22 protein-coding genes are annotated in these 22,115 nt (G+C 33.7%); 18 read left to right on the top strand and 4 right to left on the bottom strand.

All coding sequences use genetic code 11. The features are described 5' to 3' along the window. Positions 1-91: 91 nt before the first annotated feature. From hemA to NU08_RS13890, 11 genes are all read left to right on the top strand, one after another. Entirely contained in the window at positions 92-1,342 is a 1,251-nt protein-coding gene (gene hemA / locus NU08_RS13940) for a glutamyl-tRNA reductase (RefSeq protein ID WP_129747798.1), read from the top strand. 104 nt (positions 1,343-1,446) lie between these two features. Then, positions 1,447-2,370 (top strand): hydroxymethylbilane synthase, encoded by a 924-nt coding sequence (gene hemC, locus NU08_RS13935; protein ID WP_129747797.1) that lies wholly within the window; start codon positions 1,447-1,449, stop codon positions 2,368-2,370. Then, positions 2,370-3,035, top strand: coding sequence for a uroporphyrinogen-III synthase (locus tag NU08_RS13930; protein WP_129747796.1), 666 nt, complete (start codon positions 2,370-2,372; stop codon positions 3,033-3,035). Before hemC ends, NU08_RS13930 begins: the two co-directional genes overlap by 1 nt. A 50-nt stretch (positions 3,036-3,085) precedes the next feature. Next, positions 3,086-4,111 carry a uroporphyrinogen decarboxylase gene (gene hemE, locus NU08_RS13925; protein WP_129747795.1) on the top strand — a complete coding sequence of 342 codons (1,026 nt, stop codon included), beginning with the start codon at positions 3,086-3,088 and terminating at the stop codon, positions 4,109-4,111. Positions 4,112-4,171: 60 nt separating this feature from the next. Continuing rightward, positions 4,172-4,849, top strand: a complete 678-nt coding sequence (locus NU08_RS13920) for a hypothetical protein (protein ID WP_129747794.1) — start codon at positions 4,172-4,174, stop codon at positions 4,847-4,849. A gap of 3 nt (positions 4,850-4,852) precedes the next feature. Continuing rightward, positions 4,853-5,236 carry a hypothetical protein gene (locus NU08_RS13915; RefSeq protein ID WP_129747793.1) on the top strand — a complete coding sequence of 128 codons (384 nt, stop codon included), beginning with the start codon at positions 4,853-4,855 and terminating at the stop codon, positions 5,234-5,236. Continuing rightward, positions 5,233-5,778, top strand: coding sequence for a GNAT family N-acetyltransferase (locus NU08_RS13910; protein ID WP_129747792.1), 546 nt, complete (start codon positions 5,233-5,235; stop codon positions 5,776-5,778). Before NU08_RS13915 ends, NU08_RS13910 begins: the two co-directional genes overlap by 4 nt. After that, positions 5,775-6,680: an oxygen-dependent coproporphyrinogen oxidase gene (gene hemF / locus NU08_RS13905; RefSeq protein WP_129747791.1), complete on the top strand. Its 906-nt coding sequence runs from the start codon at positions 5,775-5,777 to the stop codon at positions 6,678-6,680. The genes NU08_RS13910 and hemF overlap by 4 nt, the downstream gene beginning before the upstream one ends. Positions 6,681-7,107: 427 nt before the next feature. After that, on the top strand, positions 7,108-7,566 hold the full coding sequence (gene tnpA, locus NU08_RS13900; protein WP_129747790.1) for an IS200/IS605 family transposase: 459 nt from the start codon (positions 7,108-7,110) through the stop codon (positions 7,564-7,566). A 3-nt stretch (positions 7,567-7,569) separates the two neighbouring features. Beyond that, a complete protein-coding gene (locus NU08_RS13895; protein ID WP_242502561.1) occupies positions 7,570-8,592 on the top strand; it encodes a DUF4421 family protein in 1,023 nt (340 codons plus the stop codon). An 89-nt stretch (positions 8,593-8,681) separates the two neighbouring features. Beyond that, entirely contained in the window at positions 8,682-9,569 is an 888-nt protein-coding gene (locus tag NU08_RS13890; RefSeq protein WP_129747883.1) for a fructose bisphosphate aldolase, read from the top strand. Positions 9,570-9,714: 145 nt separating this feature from the next. On the opposite strand, the gene NU08_RS13885 is transcribed toward NU08_RS13890, so the two are convergent. Both NU08_RS13885 and NU08_RS13880 read right to left on the bottom strand, forming a co-directional pair. Continuing rightward, the gene (locus NU08_RS13885; RefSeq protein ID WP_129747789.1) at positions 9,715-11,592 is read right to left on the bottom strand and encodes a hypothetical protein; all 1,878 of its coding nucleotides are present in this window, start codon (positions 11,590-11,592) and stop codon (positions 9,715-9,717) included. A 4-nt stretch (positions 11,593-11,596) separates the two neighbouring features. Then, the gene (locus NU08_RS13880) at positions 11,597-12,229 is read right to left on the bottom strand and encodes a hypothetical protein (protein WP_129747788.1); all 633 of its coding nucleotides are present in this window, start codon (positions 12,227-12,229) and stop codon (positions 11,597-11,599) included. A gap of 263 nt (positions 12,230-12,492) precedes the next feature. Between NU08_RS13880 and hemB the strand changes: the two genes are divergently transcribed. After that, positions 12,493-13,488, top strand: a complete 996-nt coding sequence (gene hemB, locus NU08_RS13875) for a porphobilinogen synthase (RefSeq protein WP_129747787.1) — start codon at positions 12,493-12,495, stop codon at positions 13,486-13,488. 1 nt (position 13,489) lies between these two features. Continuing rightward, positions 13,490-13,888: a c-type cytochrome gene (locus NU08_RS13870; protein WP_129747786.1), complete on the top strand. Its 399-nt coding sequence runs from the start codon at positions 13,490-13,492 to the stop codon at positions 13,886-13,888. A 264-nt stretch (positions 13,889-14,152) separates the two neighbouring features. Here NU08_RS13870 and NU08_RS13865 read toward each other — a convergent pair whose 3' ends face one another. After that, a complete protein-coding gene (locus tag NU08_RS13865) occupies positions 14,153-16,207 on the bottom strand; it encodes a M13 family metallopeptidase (protein WP_129747785.1) in 2,055 nt (684 codons plus the stop codon). Between the two features lie 228 nt (positions 16,208-16,435). On the opposite strand from NU08_RS13865, the gene NU08_RS13860 reads away from it, so the two are divergent. The 5 genes from NU08_RS13860 (at position 16,436) to NU08_RS13840 (ending at position 20,959) form a co-directional block, all read left to right on the top strand. After that, the gene (locus NU08_RS13860; protein WP_129747784.1) at positions 16,436-17,101 is read left to right on the top strand and encodes an SCO family protein; all 666 of its coding nucleotides are present in this window, start codon (positions 16,436-16,438) and stop codon (positions 17,099-17,101) included. Between the two features lie 104 nt (positions 17,102-17,205). Further along, positions 17,206-17,445, top strand: coding sequence for a ferrous iron transport protein A (locus NU08_RS13855; protein ID WP_008465698.1), 240 nt, complete (start codon positions 17,206-17,208; stop codon positions 17,443-17,445). Beyond that, positions 17,445-19,544 (top strand): ferrous iron transport protein B, encoded by a 2,100-nt coding sequence (gene feoB / locus NU08_RS13850; protein WP_129747783.1) that lies wholly within the window; start codon positions 17,445-17,447, stop codon positions 19,542-19,544. The genes NU08_RS13855 and feoB overlap by 1 nt, the downstream gene beginning before the upstream one ends. A gap of 6 nt (positions 19,545-19,550) precedes the next feature. Beyond that, positions 19,551-19,676, top strand: a complete 126-nt coding sequence (locus NU08_RS13845) for a FeoB-associated Cys-rich membrane protein (protein ID WP_129747782.1) — start codon at positions 19,551-19,553, stop codon at positions 19,674-19,676. A gap of 356 nt (positions 19,677-20,032) precedes the next feature. Next, on the top strand, positions 20,033-20,959 hold the full coding sequence (locus tag NU08_RS13840; protein ID WP_129747781.1) for an alpha/beta fold hydrolase: 927 nt from the start codon (positions 20,033-20,035) through the stop codon (positions 20,957-20,959). Positions 20,960-21,308: 349 nt separating this feature from the next. On the opposite strand, the gene NU08_RS13835 is transcribed toward NU08_RS13840, so the two are convergent. Next, positions 21,309-21,962, bottom strand: coding sequence for an HD domain-containing protein (locus NU08_RS13835; RefSeq protein WP_129747780.1), 654 nt, complete (start codon positions 21,960-21,962; stop codon positions 21,309-21,311). Between the last annotated feature and the right edge of the window lie 153 nt (positions 21,963-22,115).

Raw genomic sequence — 22,115 nt, 5'->3', positions numbered from 1 at the left:
AAAAACATATAGCGACATAAAAAGTACTTTTAGCGTTATTTTTATCGATGGTATAGTAATAATTTTGTTGCACTTTTATGAAAGTGAATTTATGGAAAACAATAACGTACCGAAACACCTCTATTTTTACTCAGTTGGTCTGAGTTATAAAAAAGCTGATGCTGAGGTCAGAGGTCAATTTAGTTTGGATGCAGTTGCAAAGACGCGATTGCTGGAACAAGCTAAAAACGATGGAATAGAAAGTTTACTAGTTACTTCTACTTGCAACAGAACCGAGATTTACGGTTTTGCAGAACATCCATTTCAATTAATAAAACTTATCTGCGATAATAGTAACGGATCTGTAGACGCTTTTCAAAAAGTGGGTTTCGTTTACAAAAATCAAGAAGCAATCAATCATATCTTTCGTGTTGGGACTGGTTTAGACAGCCAAATCTTAGGTGATTTTGAAATTATCTCTCAAATCAAAACTTCTTTTATACATTCAAAATCAATGGGATTGGCCAATGCTTTTATGGAAAGATTGGTAAATGCAGTTATTCAGGCGAGTAAAAGAATTAAAAACGAAACGGAAATTAGCTCTGGAGCTACTTCGGTTTCTTTTGCTTCAGTACAATACATTCTTAAAAATGTCGAAGATATCAGCAACAAAAACATTTTACTTTTTGGAACTGGTAAAATCGGAAGAAATACTTGCGAGAATTTAGTAAAACATACTAAAAATGAGCATATCACTTTAATCAACCGTACTAAAGATAAAGCAGAGAAATTAGCAGGAAAATTAAATCTGATTGTTAAAGATTATTCTGAATTACATTTAGAACTTCAAAAAGCCGATGTTGTCGTTGTAGCAACTGGCGCACAAAACCCAACGGTAGACAAAGCGATTCTGAATCTTAAAAAACCTTTATTGATTCTAGATTTATCAATTCCGAAAAACGTTCATGAAAATGTTGAGGAATTAGAAGGTGTAACTTTAATTCACATGGATTATTTGTCTCAACTGACAGATGAAACTCTAGAAAACAGAAAATTACACATTCCGGCTGCTGAAGCAATCATCGAAGAAATCAAAGAAGAATTTGTTACTTGGATGAAAGGCAGAAAGTTTGCTCCGACAATTAATGCTTTAAAAGAAAAATTAAACGCTATTAAAGCTTCGGAACTAGATTTTCAAAGTAAAAAAATCGCTGATTTTAATGAAGAGCAAGCTGAAATCATCAGTAACAGAATCATTCAGAAAATCACTACTCATTTTGCAAATCATTTAAAAGACGACGATACCATGGTAGACGAAAGCATCGAATGGATCGAAAAAGTCTTCAAAATAAAAGCATCTTAAATACAATTTAAACCATATAAGTTATATAAGTTCATTTAAAAACTGTGTTTTACCCAAACTGCTTAAATTTACTTATATAACTTATATGGTTCAAAAAACAAAACATGGCTGAAAAAACAATCAGGATAGGAACGCGTGACAGCGAATTAGCACTTTGGCAAGCACACACTGTAGAGAAAAAACTAAACGATTTGGGTTATAAAACCTCGATTATTGCAGTTAAATCTCAGGGTGACATTATTCTTGATAAGCCACTTTACGAATTAGGAATCACTGGAATTTTCACTAAAACCTTAGACATTGCTATGATTAATGGTGATATTGATATCGCCGTGCATTCTATGAAAGATGTTCCAACGGCTTTACCAAAAGGTATAGTTCAAGGTGCAGTTTTGCCAAGAGCCAATGTTTTGGATATTTTAGTTCATAAAGGAAATCCTGATTTTGCAAATCCAAGCACCATTGCAACAGGAAGTTTACGTCGTCAGGCGCAATGGTTCAATAAATATCCAAATCATACTGTAGTTGATTTACGTGGAAACGTGAATACTCGTATGCAAAAACTACAAGATAATAATTGGGACGGAGCTGTTTTTGCCGCTGCAGGTTTGGAGCGCATTAACTTAAAACCTGAAAATTACATCAATTTAGATTGGATGATTCCTGCGCCGGCTCAAGGAGCAATGTTGGTTGTTGGAATGGAAAATGACAATTATACATTGGATGCACTTTCTCAGTTAAATGATATCGAAACTGAAATCTGTACCTACATCGAACGCCAGTTTTTAAGAACGCTTGAAGGCGGATGTACTGCGCCAATTGGAGCTTTGGTTACATATAACGAAGACGAGGACACACTACATTTTCAGGGAGTTTTACTTTCTATTGATGGAAAACAGAAAATTGAAATCCACAAAACGGTTGATATTTCAGAATGGAAAAAACTAGGTTTCAATTCAGCCCAGGAGATTTTGAATAATGGAGGAACGGAATTAATGCAGAAAATCAAAGAATCTCTAAAGAAATAATGGCAAATCCAGTTCAGATATTATCTACTAAAATATTATCTCCTCTTCATAAACAGGAACTAATAAAATATGGCGTTGAGTTGATCGAAGCCGATTTTATTAAAACTGAAAATAAGCCTTTCGAATTAAAAGACCTCAACGAAAGTCTAATTTTTACAAGTCAAAATGCTGTTCACAGTGTTTTATCAAATCCAAAATCAGAAGAATTAAAGAAAAAAAACGTGTACTGCGTTGGACTTAAAACCAAAAATCTTTTAGAAGAAAACGGCTTCAATGTTATTGCCTACACAGGTTATGCTTCCGATTTAGCAGAAATTATCACTTTGATTTATGGTAATGAAAGCTATACTTTTTTCAGTGGCAATTTAAGAAGAGACACTTTGCCTGAAGCTTTAAAGGAAAACGGAATTAAATTCAATGAAATTCAGGTTTACGAAACAACGCTTCAACCTCAGAAAATAAAAGCAAATCCAGAAGCGATTTTGTTTTTTAGTCCGTCTGGAGTAAAAAGTTATCTGAAACAGAATACCATCAATAAACAAATCTGTTTCTGCATTGGTGATACGACCGCAGAAGCTTTATCAAAAATCACTAAAAACATCATCATTGCTGATCAACCCACAATTGAAGACGTAATAGAGGATGTAATTCACGAATACAAATAAAAACCTTTGCAACTTTGTCACTTTGCGACTTTGCACCTAAAATAAAAAACATGTTAAAAAACGACCTATTTTTAAGAGCATTAAAAGGAGAAACAGTTCAACGCCCACCAGTATGGATGATGCGTCAAGCAGGAAGATATTTACCAGAATTTAGAGAACTGCGTGATAAATATGATTTCTTTACACGTTGCGAAACTCCAGAATTAGCCGCTGAAATTACAGTACAGCCAATTCGCCGAATTGCTCCAGATGCTGCGATTTTATTCTCAGATATTTTAGTTGTACCTCGCGCAATGGGAATTCATGTTGAATTGAAAGATAATTTGGGTCCGATTATTCCAGATCCAATTCGTACGATGGAACAAGTAAATCAAGTTTTTGTTCCAGATGTAAATGAAACTTTAGGTTACGTTTTTGACGCTGTGAAATTGACTAAAGAAATGTTGAACGATGAAGTGCCTTTAATTGGTTTCGCAGGTTCGCCTTGGACAATTTTCTGCTATGCTGTTGAAGGAAAAGGTTCTAAAAGTTTTGATACAGCAAAAGGTTTCTGTTTTTCAAACCCAGTTGCAGCGCATACTTTATTGCAAAAAATCACTGATACAACTATTTTATACTTAAAAGAAAAAGTAAAATCGGGAGTAAATGCCGTTCAAATTTTCGATTCTTGGGGAGGAATGCTTTCTCCTGTTGACTATCAAGAATTTTCATGGAAATACATCAACCAGATTGTTGACGCTTTAGCAGAGATAACTCCAGTTATTGTTTTCGGAAAAGGATGTTGGTTTGCTCTTGGCGAAATGGGTAAAAGTAAAGCTTCTGCGCTAGGAGTTGACTGGACTTGTTCGGCAAGAAACGCTCGTTATTTATCTGGCGGAAACATTACTTTACAAGGAAACTTCGATCCGTCAAGATTGCTTTCTCCAATTCCGACTATCAAGAAAATGGTTCACGAAATGATCGACGAATTCGGAAAAGATAAATATATAGTAAATTTAGGTCACGGAATTTTACCAAATATTCCTGTAGATCACGCCAAAGCGTTTATTGACGCTGTGAAGGAATACGGACAATAGTATTCAGTTTTCAGTCGCAGTATTCAGTTTACTGCGACTGAAAACTTTAAACTCAAAAATATGCTCGCAAACCTAAACCTCAACAGAAACTCACCGTTTTCATTTATCGAATACGGATTTCAGGCTTATTACGCCTACGTGTTTCTCATGGTTTGGACGCATCCAGAATTACATCCAGTTAGTCTTATAAATGACTTGGCTGTTTTGATGGCTTTTGAGTTTATAATGGTTCATTCAGGAGTTTTCATGGCGGTTATGCCTAGAAAATGGTCACTTTTTGTGTTTTTTCCGCTCTACGGATTATTTGCTTATTCTTTTAATGAATCAGTAGTAAATACTAACATTCTGTATATTTATCTTCTGACGGTTTTAAACAGAATGCGTTTTGCCTTTTCGAATGTAGCGCCAGAAGTCAGAGTGTATCAAATGGGAAAATCGGCGGCAAAAGCGGTTTTCTACTTTTTCTTAATCCTAGCGGTTTGCATTGGAAATTCTATAGTTCCTCCATTCGGATTGACAAACGAGTTTTTAGAAAAATCACATTATTTCCAAACTGTTAAATCAAGCGGACTGTTTATAGAAAAGCCATATGTGCCTATCTGTATGGGATTTATTTATTATACTTTGCCTGTTTTATATTTTGTTTATCGAATACTAAAAAACTTCGGTAGAAAAGATTCTTTTCAAAATGAAAAACTAGTTTTTAGCCGAACAACTGTCAAATCGAATAAATTCTAATTTATGTTGAATAAAGGTTTAAGAGACGAAGAAAAAATAAGAATTGATAACGTTCTCAAAACGTTACGCACTCTTGTATTTGTACCTTATCCCTTAAATAATTTACAAAAAACAGAAATTGAAAATCAACTGAAAGAATTTGGTTTAAACATTGAAACTTTAGCTGATTATTCAAATGAGGATTTAATTACATTGCTAATGCGCCTTCATTTTGACTGGGAACAATTAGAACAATTTGCTGATATTTTAATTGAGTTTTCTAAAATAGAAAGTTATAATTTTACAGAAAAAGCATTAGCAGTTTATCAATATATTCAGCAAGAAAGCAAGGTTTTTTCTTTTGGAATAAATACTAAAATTGCATCTCTAAAAAACAATCATTTATGAGTTTTACAGATTGGAAAACAGACCGAATTGAAAATATTCTTCCTGAGGAGTTTTACAAATTAATAGAAAAGAATAAAAATCATATTAAAAAAACTTTTCCACTTACATTATCTTATTGCAAAGATTCAGAAAAGACAAAAAAATTTATTGCTTTCAATCTAGACAAAGAGAAGAAGAAAGAAGGATATTTCTTCTTTGCGCGAGACTCAAACACCCAAGATTTAATTGGTTATTTATGTGTAAAAACTATAGATTGCCACATTTCAAAATGTGAACTAGGCTATTTTATTGATGAAGATTATCAAGGAAAAGGAATTACCTCAAAAATGGTTTCTGATGCGCTTGACTTTTGTTTCAACGAATTGAACCTTAATAAAGTTTTTATTTGTACTTCAGAAATCAATCTTGCAAGCCAGCGAATTGCATTAAAACATAATTTTAAACAAGAAGGAATTTTAAGAGACGAATTTAGAAATGGAGACGGCACTTTGCAAAACTCTGTTTACTTCGGACTTCTTAAATCAGAATACATAAAATCATGAAAGACAAATTTTACGCATACATACAAAATTTACAAGACCAGATCTGCGCTGGATTAGAAGCTGTTGACGGAACGACAAAATTCCGTGAAGACTTATGGCAACGTCCTGAAGGCGGAGGCGGAAGAACACGTGTTATTGAAAACGGAACTGTTTTTGAAAAAGGCGGTGTAAACATTTCTGCTGTTCACGGAAAACTTCCTGAAACGATGCAAAAAATGTTTGGCGTTGGTGAAGCTGATTTCTTTGCCTGCGGATTAAGTTTGGTTATTCACCCGAAAAACCCAATGGTTCCTACCGTGCACGCCAATTGGCGATATTTTGAAATGTACGACGAATCTGGAAATGTAATCGAACAATGGTTTGGTGGCGGACAGGATTTAACGCCTTATTATTTGTTTGAAGAAGATGCAATTCACTTTCATCAAACATGCAAAACAGCTTGCGATAAACATAATCCAGAGTTTTATCCAAAATATAAAAAACAATGTGATTCATATTTCTGGAATGCACACAGAAATGAAGCCCGTGGACTTGGCGGTTTGTTCTTTGATTATTGCAAAGCAAATGAATCGATGTCAATGGAAAACTGGTACAATTTCGTAACCGAAGTTGGAAATAGTTTCGTTGAAGCTTATGTGCCAATTGTAGAAAAAAGAAAGAACCTTTCTTATACTCCAGAACAAAGAACTTGGCAAGAAATCCGTCGTGGCCGTTATGTTGAATTTAATTTGGTTCACGACAAAGGCACTTTGTTCGGTTTAAAAACAAACGGCAGAATTGAAAGTATTTTGATGAGTTTGCCTCCGCATGTGCAATGGGTTTACGATCATCATCCAGAAACAGGAAGCGAAGAAGAAAAATTGATTAATGTGTTGGCAAATCCGCGCGAGTGGGTTTCGTAGCTTAAAAATTTATTTAGTTTGATAATTATATGTCGCCCCTCTGGGGCTTCTTTCTTTTTGTTGTCAATTCAATTACTATAAATATTTTGCTCCGCTGGAGCATTTTTTACATTTACTATTTATGGAGCTGATGTAATTATAAAACAAATATTTCCTTCTCTGCTGGCGCTTTATCTTTCGTTGTTGATTCAATCACTATAAATATTTTGCTCCGCTGGAGCATTTTTATATACGACTAGTTCTTCTAAAATTTTAGACTATTATTAAAGATGCTTCGGAGAAGCAAAATATTTATAGAACAATTTACATCCCCTAGCATAAAGCCCCAGAGGGGCGACATATTTTCCATATCACAAAAAAAAACAATACTTATCCTACAAATTAAAATTATTAATTAGCTTTACTCATTATAATTTTAATTAAAAAAATGGCAGACACTTACTCTCAATTATATATTCAAATTGTTTTTGCTGTAAAAGGAAGGCAGAACTTAATTTCCAAAAATTGGAAAAATGAAATTTATAAATACATTACAGGAATTATTACCAATCAGAAACAAAAACTGATTGCAATAAACGGAATGCCAGATCATATTCATATCTTAGTTGGAATAAAACCAAATGTTTCAATATCGGATTTGGTACGAGACATTAAATCAAGTTCATCCAAATTCATAAATGAACAAAAATGGATAAACGGGAAATTCGAATGGCAGACTGGTTTTGGTGCTTTTTCGTATGGTCATTCACAATTAACACCTGTAATAAAGTATATTGAAAACCAAGAAGAGCACCATAAAACCAAAACGTTCAAAGAAGAATATATCGCATTTCTAAAATTATTCAATATTGATTTTAAAAATGAATATCTGTTTGATGATGTTTAATTTATGTCGCTCCTATGGAGCTTCAAATCGTATTCGATTATTATAATTGCTATAAATATTTTGCTTCTCCGAAGCATTTTTAAATACCACATGATCTTGAAACTGATTTATGCCACATTCTTTATCAGCATTTTTGGGTGTTTCGCCCAAAACGATTCCCTGCAAAATCATTATTTTAAATCATACAATGATAAAATTACTGCCAGCGTTTATTATCTAGACACTTCAAATAGTTTTCAAATTGCTACAGGTCAGGATTCAAAAATGTATGTGAATCTAATTCCGAATCGTAGAGAACAGATTGGTTTTAACCTAAACTATAAAATTATTGACGTTGGTTTTGGTTTTGCTCCCAAATTCCTAAGTCAGAATAAAGGCGATTCTCATTCTAAGCACTTTAATTTCAATACCCGTTTTTATTTAAAAAAATGGATGCAGTCGTTTACTTTTATCAACCAAAAAGGATTTTATATTAGCGATGATAACATTACGGCTCAGTTGCCTAATATGCGTACCACAAAAATTGGCGGATCGACTTCTTATGTTTTCAATGATAAATTCTCTTTTAAAACATTGGTAAGCCAAAACGAATGGCAAACCAAAAGCTCTGGAAGTTTTATTCCGTCATTCTCTTTCTATTACACCAATATCGATTTAAACACTCCAGATTCATCTCCTGGAGATATTTATGTTTTTACTTTGGCTCCCGCCTATTTTTACAATTTTGTAATTAGCAATCGAGTTTTAATTGGCGCAGGACTTGCTTTGGGTGCTGGAATCAATGATATTGACGGAGATAGTTCAGCATTGTATCAAGCCGATTTCAATTTAAAACTGGCCTATAATAATGATCGTTTCTTTGGTTTTGCCAGTCTTAATACAGTTAGTTTTGCGCAAGATGAAAAAGTTGATCCAAGGTTGAATGATAATATCGCTACTGTAAAGCTCTCTCTCGGTTACCGATTTGATCCTCCAAAAAAAGTAAAGGAAGTTTATGATAAGGTTAATGAAAAGATAGGTCTTTGAGAATTCTTTAATCTCATAATCAATAAGTTCCAAAAATTGCTTAAATTACATGGATTTATAAAAAACTAAAATTCAGTATTATGGCAAATGTGAACCAGGAACAATTAAATCTCATGCATTCTGGAAAAGGATTTATTGCAGCACTTGACCAAAGCGGTGGCAGCACGCCAAAAGCATTATCGCAATATGGCGTTGAAGAAAATCAATATACAAATGACGAAGAAATGTACACTCTTGTACACGAAATGAGAACTAGAATTATTAAAAGTCCAGCTTTTGACAGCCAATATATTCTCGGTGCTATTTTGTTTGAAAATACAATGGATCGTAAAATCGATGGACAATGGACAGCCGATTATTTATGGGAGAAAAAACATATTATTCCTTTTTTGAAAGTAGATAAAGGGCTTGCAGATCTTGCAAATGGCGTACAATTAATGAAACCCATTTCTGGTTTAGACGAATTACTGGATCGCGCTGTAGAACGAAACATTTTTGGAACGAAAATGCGTTCTGTCATTAAAGAAGCCAATCCTGAGGGAATCCGAGATATTGTTGCACAGCAATTTGAAGTAGGAAAACAAATTTTCAACAAAGGTTTAATTCCAATTATAGAACCTGAAGTTGACATTTACAGTCCTGATAAAGAAAAATCGGAGCAGATTCTGAAAGAAGAAATTCAAAAACAGCTGAATCTATTGGATAAAGATGTAAAAGTAATGCTGAAACTTTCGATTCCGACTGTTAACGATTTTTACAAAGATCTTATTTCAGATCCGCATGTGGTTCGTGTTGTAGCGCTTTCTGGCGGCTATTCTCGCGAAGAAGCAAATCAAAAACTTTCTCAAAACCATGGACTAATTGCCAGTTTTTCAAGAGCATTATCTGAAGGACTTACTGCTGGTCAGTCAGATGAGGATTTTAATGCTGAATTACAAGAAACTATCAAAGGCATTTATCAAGCTTCCATTACTTAGCAAACTGAAATAACCAAACGTTACTACGGAACGTAAATAAATGGTACCGTCAATTTTTTTTTCTACCGATGAAACATTCCTACGGAATGAATTATTATATAAAAAATCCCTGAAACAATATTGCATCAGGGATTTTTTTTTTCAATTATTTAGAAGTCATTTCATCTGCTAAATCTAATGTCTGCAAAATGATGTTTTTATCAGACTTAAAAGAGTTTAGTTTAAAAACGAATTTCAATTTATTGTCAATTAGTTTTTTGGGAGATTCTATCGATACATCCGAAAATTGAGATGAAATTTTAGTCATTCGATCCAATTCAGAATCTTTTGCTTTTTTGCCGAATGTTTTCACCGTTTGCGCAATATCCAATTTTCCAGAAATATAATTTTTACTCAAATCTTTCTTTGTGTCTTTTGCAAAAGCCCCTTTTCCTGAACCAAAATAATCTCTTGTATTGGCAACAACTACTACATCTTTTTCTTTCATGATAAAAATATCGCCATATTCTTGAGTGCCAACTACAGTGTACGAATTTCCATTTGGAATCAGCACTTTTTTGCGAACACCCAATTGCAATAATTTATCTCCAAAAGTTGGATGCGTAGAAGTAAAAATCACAGAAAACAACGGAATATCCTTTTTCACTTTTTCCTCCGTTATTTTTTCTTCATAATTCTCATCATAATCATACTTTTTAGTCATTACCTCAACTTCTTTCGTATCGTATAAAAAAGCGCTTAAATCGCCATCAAAAAGCTTTGCTGTTGCTTCTTCATCAACAATTGTAGAAATCAGATCTGTGATGAGTGTAATATCTTCTTTTGCAAATTTCGGATTCTGGAATAATTCGGTCATTAATGAAGGAAAGTTCTCAAGTGCCGCTTTTGTATTGGCATGATATGAAATGTAACCTAAAGGTTTTTCTGCTGGAAAATAATTAAAGATGTTTTTGTTGATTTTTCTATCGCTAATTTTGCTTACAACAGCTGCAATATCTGCAGCATATTCAACTACTTCTTCAATTCGGGCATTATCATTATCAAAATAAAAATCCAAGTTGATACCTTTTATAAAATTTCCAAAGTTCTTCTGCATTGGCAGGTATTTATCATAACCTCCAAATAGTGACAATGGATAATTATACAACGAATAAAAACTCGACATCAATCCGCTGTAATTTACCCAAGTCGAAATATCTGCCGAAGCATTTATTTTTGAAAAACTTGGCGCAGTAAAACCATTTTCAAATAAGCCTTTTATAATTTCTCTTTGCTGCTCGGCTAGTTTTTTATCAAAATCTGCTTGTTCTGCCGTATATTCTTCATACGGATTTCCATCATACAAATAATCTTGTTCGACCGTTTCTGCTGATCCGGCTGGTACATCGGCTACCATTGGTTCATCACTCATCACAGAAGGCTCTGCTATTTTTGGCGGATTTGGTGCTTCTTCTACTCCGTATACTTTCGGTGTATCTACAATTACCGTTTCTTCATATGCCTCTGAAATCCCTATCGAATCATTTAAAACAGGCGGTCCATCTGGAGAAGCATAAAATTTATTCGGAAGTCTTTTTGTTAATTCGAATACGACCAAATAATTGTCATTCCATACAAATGATCTTTTAATGCCACTTGGTGTAAAAACTGCATATTTACCGAATTCTTCAATTGTGCCATTCTTATCATTTGCTCCTTGTTTTTCAATCAGATATTGTCTTACTGCTTCTTTGTTTTTTATCGGAATGGTAACCTGATAAAACGGAACACTATCTAAGAAATTCCCATGAATCGTAATCTTTTGGTCTAATTGAATGATCGAAGTATATTGGCGAAGATCAAAATCAGGTTTTTTGCTAATGTATTTAGTCAATATCGGATGATTCAATACTTCGTTTATGCTCACTTTTTTAGAAAGCTGATTTCCGTTAAACTGTACAAAATAGTCGTATTTGTCTGGACTCGTTTGTCCAAAAGTAAAATACGTGGCAAATAGAAAAATTAGGGTGTAAAAATGCTTCATAAAATCAAGGCGTTAATTGGATGGTATTATTCATTAAGGTCGATTTCTTAAATACGCTGTACATACTTTGCTTTAAAAAAACCGTTTTTTTATTTTTTGAAATTTTGCTATTTGCATTGTCTACAGCCAGAATATCTTTATCGAAAGTATAGATAGAAATAATGCTCGCTTCCTCCAGATCTTTCTTTTTCTTTGGGTCATTTACCACTTTTTCTGGAATGGGATAAGAAGCAATTCTTTCAAAAGTTTTGCCGCTTCCGCTAAAGTGAATCTGATCACGCTGATTGTTTATCGTATTTACAACCGCGTTTAATGCTTTTAGGTTCGCATAATTGAGCTTGATAATGAAAACGTAATTCTGAAAATCTGTTTTGGTTGTTACATTTGAGATTCCATCAATTTTTAAAGCTTTCGATTTAAAATCTTCCAGTTTCTGCGTAATTTCTTGTTCATTCGGAATTTTTACGCCATCGACTTCTTCTAGCCAAATGGCAGATTTAGTTTTAAACCAAGATTTAGAAAAGTCGATCATCAGCGTATATTCGCCACTTTGATCGTCGTGATGTTTGATTCTTTCTGTAATCTCAAAACAGCTTGTTAAGAGTAAACAGCAAAATAAAGCGAGAATTTTCTTCATTTTACAAATTTAGATGGAATATTCTGAAAAACCATGCTTTAGTCCAAACAATAAAATCTAAATTTTTAGATAATATTAACGGATTCTACAACATGCTAAACGCCTTATTCTGTTCCTTTTTCTTTAACTTTGCGCCACTCATTAAAAAGTGAGACAAACTTCAAAAAAATAAAAAACAACTTCAATTTTAGAATAAGGGTTTATCAATCTGTTTCCAATTCAGCTTAAAAATCTGAAATCTAAAATCTAAAATCTAAATTTATATGTTCCCATTACAAAGAGGCAGAAGATTAAGAGTAAATGAATCGATTCGTTCTTTAGTACGTGAAACCAGTTTAAGTCCATCGGATTTTATGTTTCCAATGTTTATTGCTGAAGGAGAAAATGTAAAAGTCGAAATTCCGTCAATGCCTGGAATTTTCAGAAGATCTATAGATTTAACAGTTGAAGAAGTAAAAGAACTTTTTGATTTAGGAATTCGTGCCGTAAATATTTATGTAAAAGTTAGCGAAGACCTAAAAGACAATACAGGTAAAGAAGCTTGGAATACGAACGGATTAATGCAACAGGCTATTCGTGCCATAAAAGCGGCTTGTCCAGAAATGATTGTTATGCCAGATGTGGCTTTAGATCCATATTCAATTTACGGTCATGACGGAATTATAACAAATGGCGATGTAGAAAACGACAGCACAGTTGATGCTTTAGTAAAAATGGCTGTTTCACACGCAGAAGCAGGTGCCGATTTTGTTGCACCAAGCGATATGATGGACGGACGTGTTTTACGCCTTCGCGAAGGTTTGGATGCTGCCGGATTTCAGAATGTTGGAATCATGAGTTATTCTGCTAAATATGCTTCGGCTTTTTACGGTCCTTTTAGAGATGCTTTAGATTCTGCTCCAAAAGAAGCTGATGTTGTGGTTCCAAAAGACAAAAAAACATACCAAATGGATTATGCTAACCGCATCGAAGCAATCAAAGAAGCTTTATCTGATGTAGAAGAAGGCGCAGATATGGTTATGGTAAAACCAGGAATTGCTTATTTGGATATTGTTCGCGAAATAAAAAATACCGTTCATGTTCCTGTAACCGTTTATCAGGTTTCTGGAGAATATGCTATGATTAAAGCGGCATCTGAAAGAGGCTGGCTAGATCACGACAAAATTATGATGGAACAATTAATGTGCATCAAACGTTCGGGGGCTAATCTTATTTCGACATACTTTGCAAAAGAAGCAGCAATACTTTTAAAGAAATAAGATGAAAAAGATTTTATTTTTATCTGCTGTTTTAGCTTTCACATCTTGTAAAAAAGAAACTTCTGAGCCAACAAACGCAACAACCGAATCTGTTTCTGAAGGAGAATCGGCGAAAGCCAAAAGTCCAGAAGAACTAGGAAAACAGCTTTTTGAAGGAGCTGGAAATTGTTTTGCTTGTCATCAGCCAGATCAAAAAATAGTTGGACCGAGCATTAAGGAAATTGCCAAAATCTATAAAGATCAAAAAGGCGATATTGTTACTTTCCTGAAAGGAAATGCAGAACCAATTGTGGATCCAAGTCAGTTTGAGGTTATGAAAACCAATTTTGCCATAACAAAGGCCATGTCTGATGAAGAATTAAAAGCAATTGAAGCATACATCTACAGTAATTTAAAGTAATTACAAGATGTTCCGTAGGAACATTTCATAGGTAGAAAAATGATGTTGTAAGCATTTACGTCCCGTAGGAACGTCTGATATGCTGAATGGTTAGAATTTATGTCAAAATCAAACGTTCCTACGGAACGTAAATAATCGGTGGTCAATATTTTTTTTTCTACCGATGAAATGTTCCTACGGAACATCTGTGATTTTCTCAAAATAATAACGCAAAAGGGGCGGTTCCGAAAGTCGGAACCGCCCCTCTTTTATCATTAAAATATATTACCAGATTTTAACTCGTTTTTCTGGTTCAACATACATTTTATCACCTTTCTTGATATCGAAAGCCTTATAGAAAGCATCCACATTCTGAATTGGCACATACGCTCTATACATTCCCGGAGAGTGCGGATCTGTTTTTACTTGATTTTTGATTGCTTCATCTCTTGTTTTTGTTCTCCAAACCGTAGCCCAAGAAATAAAGAATCTTTGTTCAGGAGTAAATCCGTCAATTAAACCTGGGTTTCCGTGTTGCTTTAAATACAATTGCAAACCATCATAAGCCGCATTGATTCCTCCTAAATCTCCAATATTTTCACCTAACGTAAAATGACCATCAACATGAATACCTGGCAATGGCTCAAGAGCACTATATTGATTTGCTAAATCATTTCCTAAAGCTGTAAACTGTTTCAAATCATCTTCTGTCCACCAGTCAACTAAATTTCCTTCAGCATTGTAACGCGCTCCAGAATCATCAAATCCGTGAGAAATCTCGTGTCCGATTACTGCTCCAATTCCACCATAATTAACCGCTTCATCAGCTTGGTAATTGTAGAAAGGCGGCTGTAAGATTGCCGCTGGAAATACAATTTCGTTATAAGATGGGTTATAATAAGCATTTACTGTTTGCGGAGACATATGCCATTCTGTTTTATCAACTGGTTTAGACAGTTTGTCTACACTTTTCTTAAATCTCCATAACGCTAAGTTTTTAGAATTCTCAAAATAGCTTCCTCCTTCTGCAACACTTTTAATTTCTAAAGCCGAGTAATCTTTCCATTTATCAGGATATCCAACTTTAATCGTTATTTTGTTCAGCTTTTCGATTGCTTTTGCTTTAGTATCTTTAGACATCCAGCTTAAATTGTTAATACGATTTTGATAAGCCGTAATAACATTGTGAATCATATCAATCGCTTTGGTTTTAGCTTCAGCAGGAAAAACTTTTTCTACATAAAGCTTTCCAAGAGCTTCACCAACATTTCCGTTCACGACATTAAGCGCTCTTTCTTCAGCCGGAAGCTGTTTTATTGCTCCTCTTAATGTTTTGCTGTAAAAATCGAAATTAGCATTGTCAATTTCTGTTGTAAGCTTGCCAGCAGCACCGTTAATCAAATCCCATTTTAGGTATTCTTTCCATTGTGCTACTTTATTTTCTTTGAAAACGGTTTCTAAAGCCGTCATATATTTAGGCTCGTTTACAATTACAGTCTCTAACTTAGCAATTCCTAAACCAGCAAAATATTCGTTCCATTTAATGGCTGGAGTTAATTTTTGAAGTTCAGCAATTGTCATTGGGTTGTATTGCAAACGGCTGTCTCTTCTTTCAACTCTATTTAATCTTGGCTTTGACAATTCTGTTTCAAGTGCCAAAACCTCAACAGCACTTTGTTTTGCTTTTTCTGGAGACTCTCCAATAAACTGAAGCATTCTTGCAACATGCGATTCATATTTCGCACGTTTTTCTTTAGAATCTTTGTCATCAGAAGTGTAATAATCTTTATCAGGAAGTCCTAATTGGCTTGGCCCTAAATTTACAGAGTTTTTAGAACTGTCTTTATCATCAGCTCCGATATAAATTCCGAAAAATCCAGCATTGCTTTCTTTTTCCATTTCAACCAAATACTTCTGAACATCAGCAATGTTTTTAATTGCATCGATTTTTTTCAGATATGGTTTTAAAGGTTCGATTCCTTTTTTATTTCTTCCGATAGAATCTAAATAAGTGTTGAATAAATTAACCGCTTTTCCCTGATCTGTATTCGACTTGTACTTTGGATTTTTTGAAGCTTCTTTTAAAACCTCCATCACATCCTTATCTGTTCTTTTAATCAGTTCGTTAAAACTTCCCCAAGTGGTACGATCGCTTGGAATTTCTGTTTTTTCAAGCCAAGCTCCGTTTACATATTTAAAAAAATCTTGACTTGGGCTGATTTTCGTATCCATATACGAAACATTGATACCTGGTTCTTTTGGTGCTTGAGCTTGTGCTGCAGTTATCGAAAACATTGCAGATATAACACCAAACACAGGTTTAGCAAATTGTTTTTTCATAAAAGTTTATAGTTTAATGGAAAATACAAACATATTGTTATTATTTCTAAAATTGTGTTAAAATTCTAACAGGAAATTCATTAACAAAAATAAATTTCACAAATCAGAATCTAAAACGAATTTTATTAGTCTGCTATTTAATGTCAAAAGTTACAAAAGGCTGTTAAAAAAATAATTCAGTAAAGTTTTTAGAATCTGCTTTTTGTATTTTTGCGCCAAATTATTTTTATGAAATCGCTTTTATACAAATACCGCAAATTCTTTCTTGTTTTAATAGTATTTTCGGTGGTTACGATATCTTTGTTTTACTCTGCGTTGAAACCTAAAAAAACGCTTCCAATTTATAATCCAGCCGATGTAAATCCTGAATTAGTTGACAGTACAATTCAGTATAAAAGCAAATACCACACAATTGCCGATTTTTCTTTCATCAACCAAAATGGCGATACTATTACCCAGAAAAATTATGAAGGAAAGATTTATGTTGCCGATTTCTTCTTTACAACCTGCGGATCAATCTGCCCGAAAATGTCAACCAATTTGGTAGATGTTCAAAAAGCAGTTTTAAACAATCCAAAAGTAATGTTGCTTTCGCATACTGTTTTTCCAGAAGTTGACAGTGTTTCTGTCTTAAAAGCTTATGCTATAAAATACGGTGTTATAGATAGCAAGTGGAATTTGGTTACGGGCGACAAAAAAGAAATCTACAAAATGGCCAGAAAATCGTATTTGGCTGTAAAAATGGGAAGACCAGATCAGCTTTATGACATGGTGCATACAGAGAATTTTGTTTTGGTCGATCAAAAGCGCCGCGTTAGAGGTTTTTATGACGGAACGAATAAAGAAGACATAAAACGTCTTTTAGAAGACATCGAATTCCTCTCTCAAGAGTAAAAAACCCTTATTTTTAGAAACATTTAGCATTTGTAGAAGTGTTAAATACCTTGAAATAAAGAATAATTGCCTACTTTTGCAATCTAAATTCAATCTAAATAAGCTTGCAAAATACAATACACACTCTGAAAAAAGGCGAAAAAGCCATTATCAAAGATTTTGATATAGATCTTATTCCACTTAAATTATTAGAAATGGGTTGTCTTCCTGGCAGTTTAGTTGAATTGTTGCAGGTGGCTCCTTTTGGCGATCCTTTATATTTAGATATTAACGGTTCTCATGTTGCAATCCGTATTGAAACCGCTCGTGAAATTGAAGTTGAACTTATCAAAACCAATTTGTAATGAGTGTTCAGAATATCAATGTTGCCCTTATCGGAAATCCAAATACCGGAAAAACCTCTGTTTTTAATCAATTAACTGGTCTTAACCAACAAGTTGGAAATTATCCTGGAATTACGGTTGAGAAAAAAATGGGCTTTTGCAAGCTGCCTAATAACATAAAAGCCAATATTCTAGATTTACCGGGAACGTACAGCTTGAACGCCAGTTCGATGGACGAAAGCGTTGTTATTGAACTTTTGCTAAATAAAAATGACAAGCTATATCCAGACGTTGCTGTTGTTGTAACTGACGTTGAAAATTTAAAAAGAAATTTACTGATTTACACTCAGATAAAAGATCTTGAAATTCCGACGATTTTGGTTATCAATATGTCGGATCGTATGGAGCGCAAAGGTATTTCTTTGGATATTCCGTATTTGGAAGAAAAATTGAAAACAAAAATTGCTTTAGTAAGTTCACGAAAAGGTTTAGGAATTGAAGAATTAAAAGAACTGATTGTTTCTTATAAAACTATCCCACACGAACCTTGTTTGAATGCTTCTGTAATTGATGAAGAATATTTCAAAAAACTGCAACATGCTTTTCCAAATCAATTATTGTACAAATTATGGCTTGTAATTACTCAGGACGTCAATTTTTTGAATTTAGAAAGAAATGAAATTCGAAGCACTTTTACCAAATCGCATTCAGAATTAAAGCGCTTACAACAGAAAGAAACCATAAAAAGATATCAGTTTATCAATGATGTTTTAAAAGAAGGTTTAAAGATTGACGCTTCGATGGCTAAAGATGTTCGTGCCAAATTGGATCGTGTCTTAACTCATAAAGTTTTTGGTTACGTTATTTTCTTTGCCATTCTATTTTTGATATTCCAATCCATTTTCAGCTGGTCAACGATTCCGATGGATTTCATTGACAGTACTTTTGCCTCTTTAAGCAGCTGGGTTGCGGCAGAACTGCCAAGCGGTATTTTGACCGATTTACTTTCGCAGGGAATTATTCCGGGTATTGGCGGAGTTATTATTTTTATCCCGCAGATTGCCTTTTTATTCCTCTTTATTTCGATTTTAGAAGAAAGCGGTTATATGAGCCGTGTTGTATTCCTGATGGATAAAATCATGCGACGATTTGGACTTTCAGGAAAAAGTGTTGTGCCTTTAATTTCAGGAACTGCTTGTGCGATTCCAGCAATTATGGCCACAAGAAATATCGAAAACTGGAAAGAACGATTAATCACTATTTTGGTAACGCCTTTTACGACTTGTTCGGCGAGATTGCCTGTTTATGCGATTATTATATCATTGGTTATTCCGAGTAAAAGAGTTTTTGGAGTATTAAATCTTCAAGGACTAACTCTTATGTCGTTATATATTTTAGGATTCTTTATGGCTATTTTATCGGCTTACATTTTAAATAAGGTTTTAAAACTAGAATCAAAAACCTATTTTGTTGTTGAAATGCCAAGTTATAAAATGCCACTTTTCAAAAACGTCGGAATCAATGTGGTAGAAAAAACCAAAGCGTTTGTTCTTGGCGCGGGTAAAATCATCTTAGCAATATCAGTTATTTTATGGTTCTTGGCTTCTTATGGCCCTGGAAAAGAATTTAATGAGGCTGAAACTATCGTTAAAGAAAGATTTGCCAGCACAACTTTAGACGAAACTCAATTTGAAAATGAAGTTAATTCTCAAAAATTAGAGAACTCTTATATCGGTTTAATGGGAAGAGCAATTGAACCGGTAATTCAGCCTTTGGGTTACGACTGGAAAATCGGAATCGCTTTAATCAGTTCGTTTGCTGCCCGTGAGGTTTTCGTTGGAACATTAGCAACTATTTATAGTGTTGGAGATACAGATAACGAATCAACCATAAAAAGCAAAATGCAGGCAGAAGTTCGTCCAGATACGGGAGAAAAAGTATTTGACTTCGCAACCGGAATCTCTTTACTGCTGTTTTATGCTTTTGCCATGCAATGCGCCAGCACATTGGCGATTACAAAAAAAGAAACCAATTCATGGAAATGGCCAGCAATGCAGCTAGTCTTCATGAGCGGTCTCGCTTATTTTACCGCATTAATTGCGTATCAACTTTTAAAATAAAAAGTTATGTTTCAAGAAATAATAGCCTTTGCCATATTAGGATTTGCAATCGCTTTTTTGATTAAAAAGTTCTTCTTTAAATCGAAAAAGAAAAAAGACTGTGGAGGAGGAACGGATTGTGGGTGTTCTTAATTTTTTTAGGGACAAAGGTGCAAAGGTTCATAGGTACAAAGTAAAAAAAGCTGTTCATTTAGAACGGCTTTTTTCATGATAAAAAATGTCTTATTCTGTTATTTTAAAAACCAAAAGCAACCTTTTAGTATATTTTCAAAAATTACTTTTGTCTTCTAAATTTTATTTAAATATGACACCAGAAGATAGAATGGAAATAATACGAGACAATAGAGTTGCTCGATTACTGTGGTTCACGATAGGTTTTTTCTGCGCCACAATTATTACTTACTTTATAATGAAAAGCAATCATTAGTTTTTTCTCTGCTGTTTTAATTATACTTTTATCCTATTAAAACAGCAAAAAAAACTTTCAAATGAATCTAAAAACCCCTTTACTTTTCTTTCTATTTTTATGTTTTGCTCAAAGCGGAATTTCCCAAACAAAAATAGATGCCAAACAAGATTCAAATACTACTTTCCAAACTTCTGATGGAGTTCCGTTATTTTTGAAAGTCTCTGGAAAAGGCGAATTATGTATTTTTGTTCATGGCGGGCCTGGAGCATGGAGCAAATCTTTTGAAGAATTTGGCGGAAATGTGTTAGAAGACAAACTAACCATGTGTTATTATGATCAAAGAGGATGCGGTAGATCTGGATCACCAGCAGATAATAATTACAGCATGGACAGAATGATTGATGACATTGAAGAAATCCGAGCTCATCTTAAAACGGATAAGGTATTTGTAATTGGGCATTCTTTCGGAGGAATTTTAGCCACTAAATATGCTGAAAAATATCCTCAACATGTAAAAGGTTTAATTCTACTGAATGCTACACTTGATATCAACGATTCGCTTCTCAATCAAATTGCTTTTATGGATAAAACTCTTGGAAAAGATTTCCCTGTAAAAGACAAAAACTCAATACTAAACACATTTTTTGAAGCTAAACAGCAAATTAAAAAAGCAGATTTAGATTATAAAATGTTATCTGATAATAGAGCAACTGTTGAAAAACTGGACAGTATTGACAATAGCGAAAAAAGGAACTCTTCATTTGCGCAAAATGCTTTGAGCGGTCCTCTATATTTTAGTGATTTTACAAAAGAAACGGCTTCTATCAAAGTTCCAACGCTTATAATTTCAGGAACAAAAGACAATAATATTGGCCCTGAACATTATCGTTTGTTTAAATTCCCAAATCAAGAAGTTAAGATTATTAACGGTGGGCATATTTTGTATTACGAGCAGAATAAAGAGTTTAAGAATACGATTCAAAAATTTGTTCAGAAAGTTAGATAAGGGAAAGATGAAAGAAGCTAGAAGAAAGACTTGCAATTAGACTGAAAAACGACTGAGACTAAAAGAAAAATTTTCTTGTTGTAATGGTTTAAAAGCCTATTCAGATAAAGTCATTATTTCTGTCAGATTACCTTTAACTCATTCAAAATACATTCAAAATGACAAAATTTGAAAAAAAAGAAAGGTTTAGAAATAAAACCATTACAAGATTGCTTTAGTTTTCAATTGGATTTTATGTGCTTCTGTAATGATGTACCTTTTAAAATCCAAAGCATAATAAATTAAAATCATTACCAAATAAAAACGGCTCTTTATCGGAGCCGTTTTTTATATCTATAATAAATGAACTTTACTTCAATCCTTCCCATTCTGCATAAAACTGAGAAAGAAAAGTTTCCATGAAACGATGTCTTTCGGCAGCGATTTCTTTTCCTTTTGCTGTGTTCATTTTATCCTTTAAAAGTAAAAGTTTTTCGTAGAAGTGATTAATGGTTGGCGCGCTGTTCTTTTTATACTCCTCTTTTGTCATATTCGTTACTGGAGAAATTTCTGGATTGTATAAAGCTCGATTCTTAAATCCGCCGTAATTAAACGCTCTCGCAACACCAATTGCACCAATCGCATCGAGACGATCGGCATCTTGAACAACATCTAATTCGACAGAAGAGAATTTCTTTTCGAAATTTCCGCCTTTATAAGAGATATTTTCAATGATCTTTACCACATGATCAATTATATCCTCAGAAACATTTTCGGCTTCTAAAAACGCTCTTGCTGTTTTTGGCCCAATAGTTTCATCTCCGTTATGAAATTTACTATCGGCTATATCGTGTAATAAAGCACCTAACTGTACTATTGTAAGATCGCATTCTGTCTCTTTTGCAATCAGCAGCGCATTTTTATAAACGCGTTCAATATGAAACCAATCATGACCGCCTTCGGCATCATTTAGTTTTTCTTTTACAAAAGCAATGGTTTTAATAATTAATGCTGAATCGCTCATACAGAAGTTTTTACGTTTTATAAAAAATGTTGATTGCCAAAGATTTAAAATCTCCAACAATCAACAAATATGTTTTAAAGCAACAATGTTGCTTTTTAAATTTCAATCTAAAAATTCCAAATTCCAAATTCCAAGCTAAAATCTACATTCTAA

The organism is Flavobacterium anhuiense (genome assembly GCF_004151235.1).
Taxonomy (GTDB): Bacteria; Bacteroidota; Bacteroidia; order Flavobacteriales; family Flavobacteriaceae; genus Flavobacterium; species Flavobacterium anhuiense_A.
Note: the sequence above shows the minus strand (reverse complement) of the source record. Positions and strands in the feature narration are given on the sequence as shown.

What these genes read in the sequence shown, in the direction of transcription:
- hemA (WP_129747798.1), top strand. Translation starts at nt 92, where the DNA reads ATGGAAAACAATAACGTACCGAAACACCTCTATTTTTACTCAGTTGGT.
- hemC (WP_129747797.1), top strand. Translation starts at nt 1,447, where the DNA reads ATGGCTGAAAAAACAATCAGGATAGGAACGCGTGACAGCGAATTAGCA.
- NU08_RS13930 (WP_129747796.1), top strand. Translation starts at nt 2,370, where the DNA reads ATGGCAAATCCAGTTCAGATATTATCTACTAAAATATTATCTCCTCTT.
- hemE (WP_129747795.1), top strand. Translation starts at nt 3,086, where the DNA reads ATGTTAAAAAACGACCTATTTTTAAGAGCATTAAAAGGAGAAACAGTT.
- NU08_RS13920 (WP_129747794.1), top strand. Translation starts at nt 4,172, where the DNA reads ATGCTCGCAAACCTAAACCTCAACAGAAACTCACCGTTTTCATTTATC.
- NU08_RS13915 (WP_129747793.1), top strand. Translation starts at nt 4,853, where the DNA reads ATGTTGAATAAAGGTTTAAGAGACGAAGAAAAAATAAGAATTGATAAC.
- NU08_RS13910 (WP_129747792.1), top strand. Translation starts at nt 5,233, where the DNA reads ATGAGTTTTACAGATTGGAAAACAGACCGAATTGAAAATATTCTTCCT.
- hemF (WP_129747791.1), top strand. Translation starts at nt 5,775, where the DNA reads ATGAAAGACAAATTTTACGCATACATACAAAATTTACAAGACCAGATC.
- tnpA (WP_129747790.1), top strand. Translation starts at nt 7,108, where the DNA reads ATGGCAGACACTTACTCTCAATTATATATTCAAATTGTTTTTGCTGTA.
- NU08_RS13895 (WP_242502561.1), top strand. Translation starts at nt 7,570, where the DNA reads ATGTCGCTCCTATGGAGCTTCAAATCGTATTCGATTATTATAATTGCT.
- NU08_RS13885 (WP_129747789.1), bottom strand. Translation starts at nt 11,592, where the DNA reads ATGAAGCATTTTTACACCCTAATTTTTCTATTTGCCACGTATTTTACT.
- NU08_RS13880 (WP_129747788.1), bottom strand. Translation starts at nt 12,229, where the DNA reads ATGAAGAAAATTCTCGCTTTATTTTGCTGTTTACTCTTAACAAGCTGT.
- hemB (WP_129747787.1), top strand. Translation starts at nt 12,493, where the DNA reads ATGTTCCCATTACAAAGAGGCAGAAGATTAAGAGTAAATGAATCGATT.
- NU08_RS13870 (WP_129747786.1), top strand. Translation starts at nt 13,490, where the DNA reads ATGAAAAAGATTTTATTTTTATCTGCTGTTTTAGCTTTCACATCTTGT.
- NU08_RS13865 (WP_129747785.1), bottom strand. Translation starts at nt 16,207, where the DNA reads ATGAAAAAACAATTTGCTAAACCTGTGTTTGGTGTTATATCTGCAATG.
- NU08_RS13860 (WP_129747784.1), top strand. Translation starts at nt 16,436, where the DNA reads ATGAAATCGCTTTTATACAAATACCGCAAATTCTTTCTTGTTTTAATA.
- feoB (WP_129747783.1), top strand. Translation starts at nt 17,445, where the DNA reads ATGAGTGTTCAGAATATCAATGTTGCCCTTATCGGAAATCCAAATACC.
- NU08_RS13845 (WP_129747782.1), top strand. Translation starts at nt 19,551, where the DNA reads ATGTTTCAAGAAATAATAGCCTTTGCCATATTAGGATTTGCAATCGCT.
- NU08_RS13840 (WP_129747781.1), top strand. Translation starts at nt 20,033, where the DNA reads ATGAATCTAAAAACCCCTTTACTTTTCTTTCTATTTTTATGTTTTGCT.
- NU08_RS13835 (WP_129747780.1), bottom strand. Translation starts at nt 21,962, where the DNA reads ATGAGCGATTCAGCATTAATTATTAAAACCATTGCTTTTGTAAAAGAA.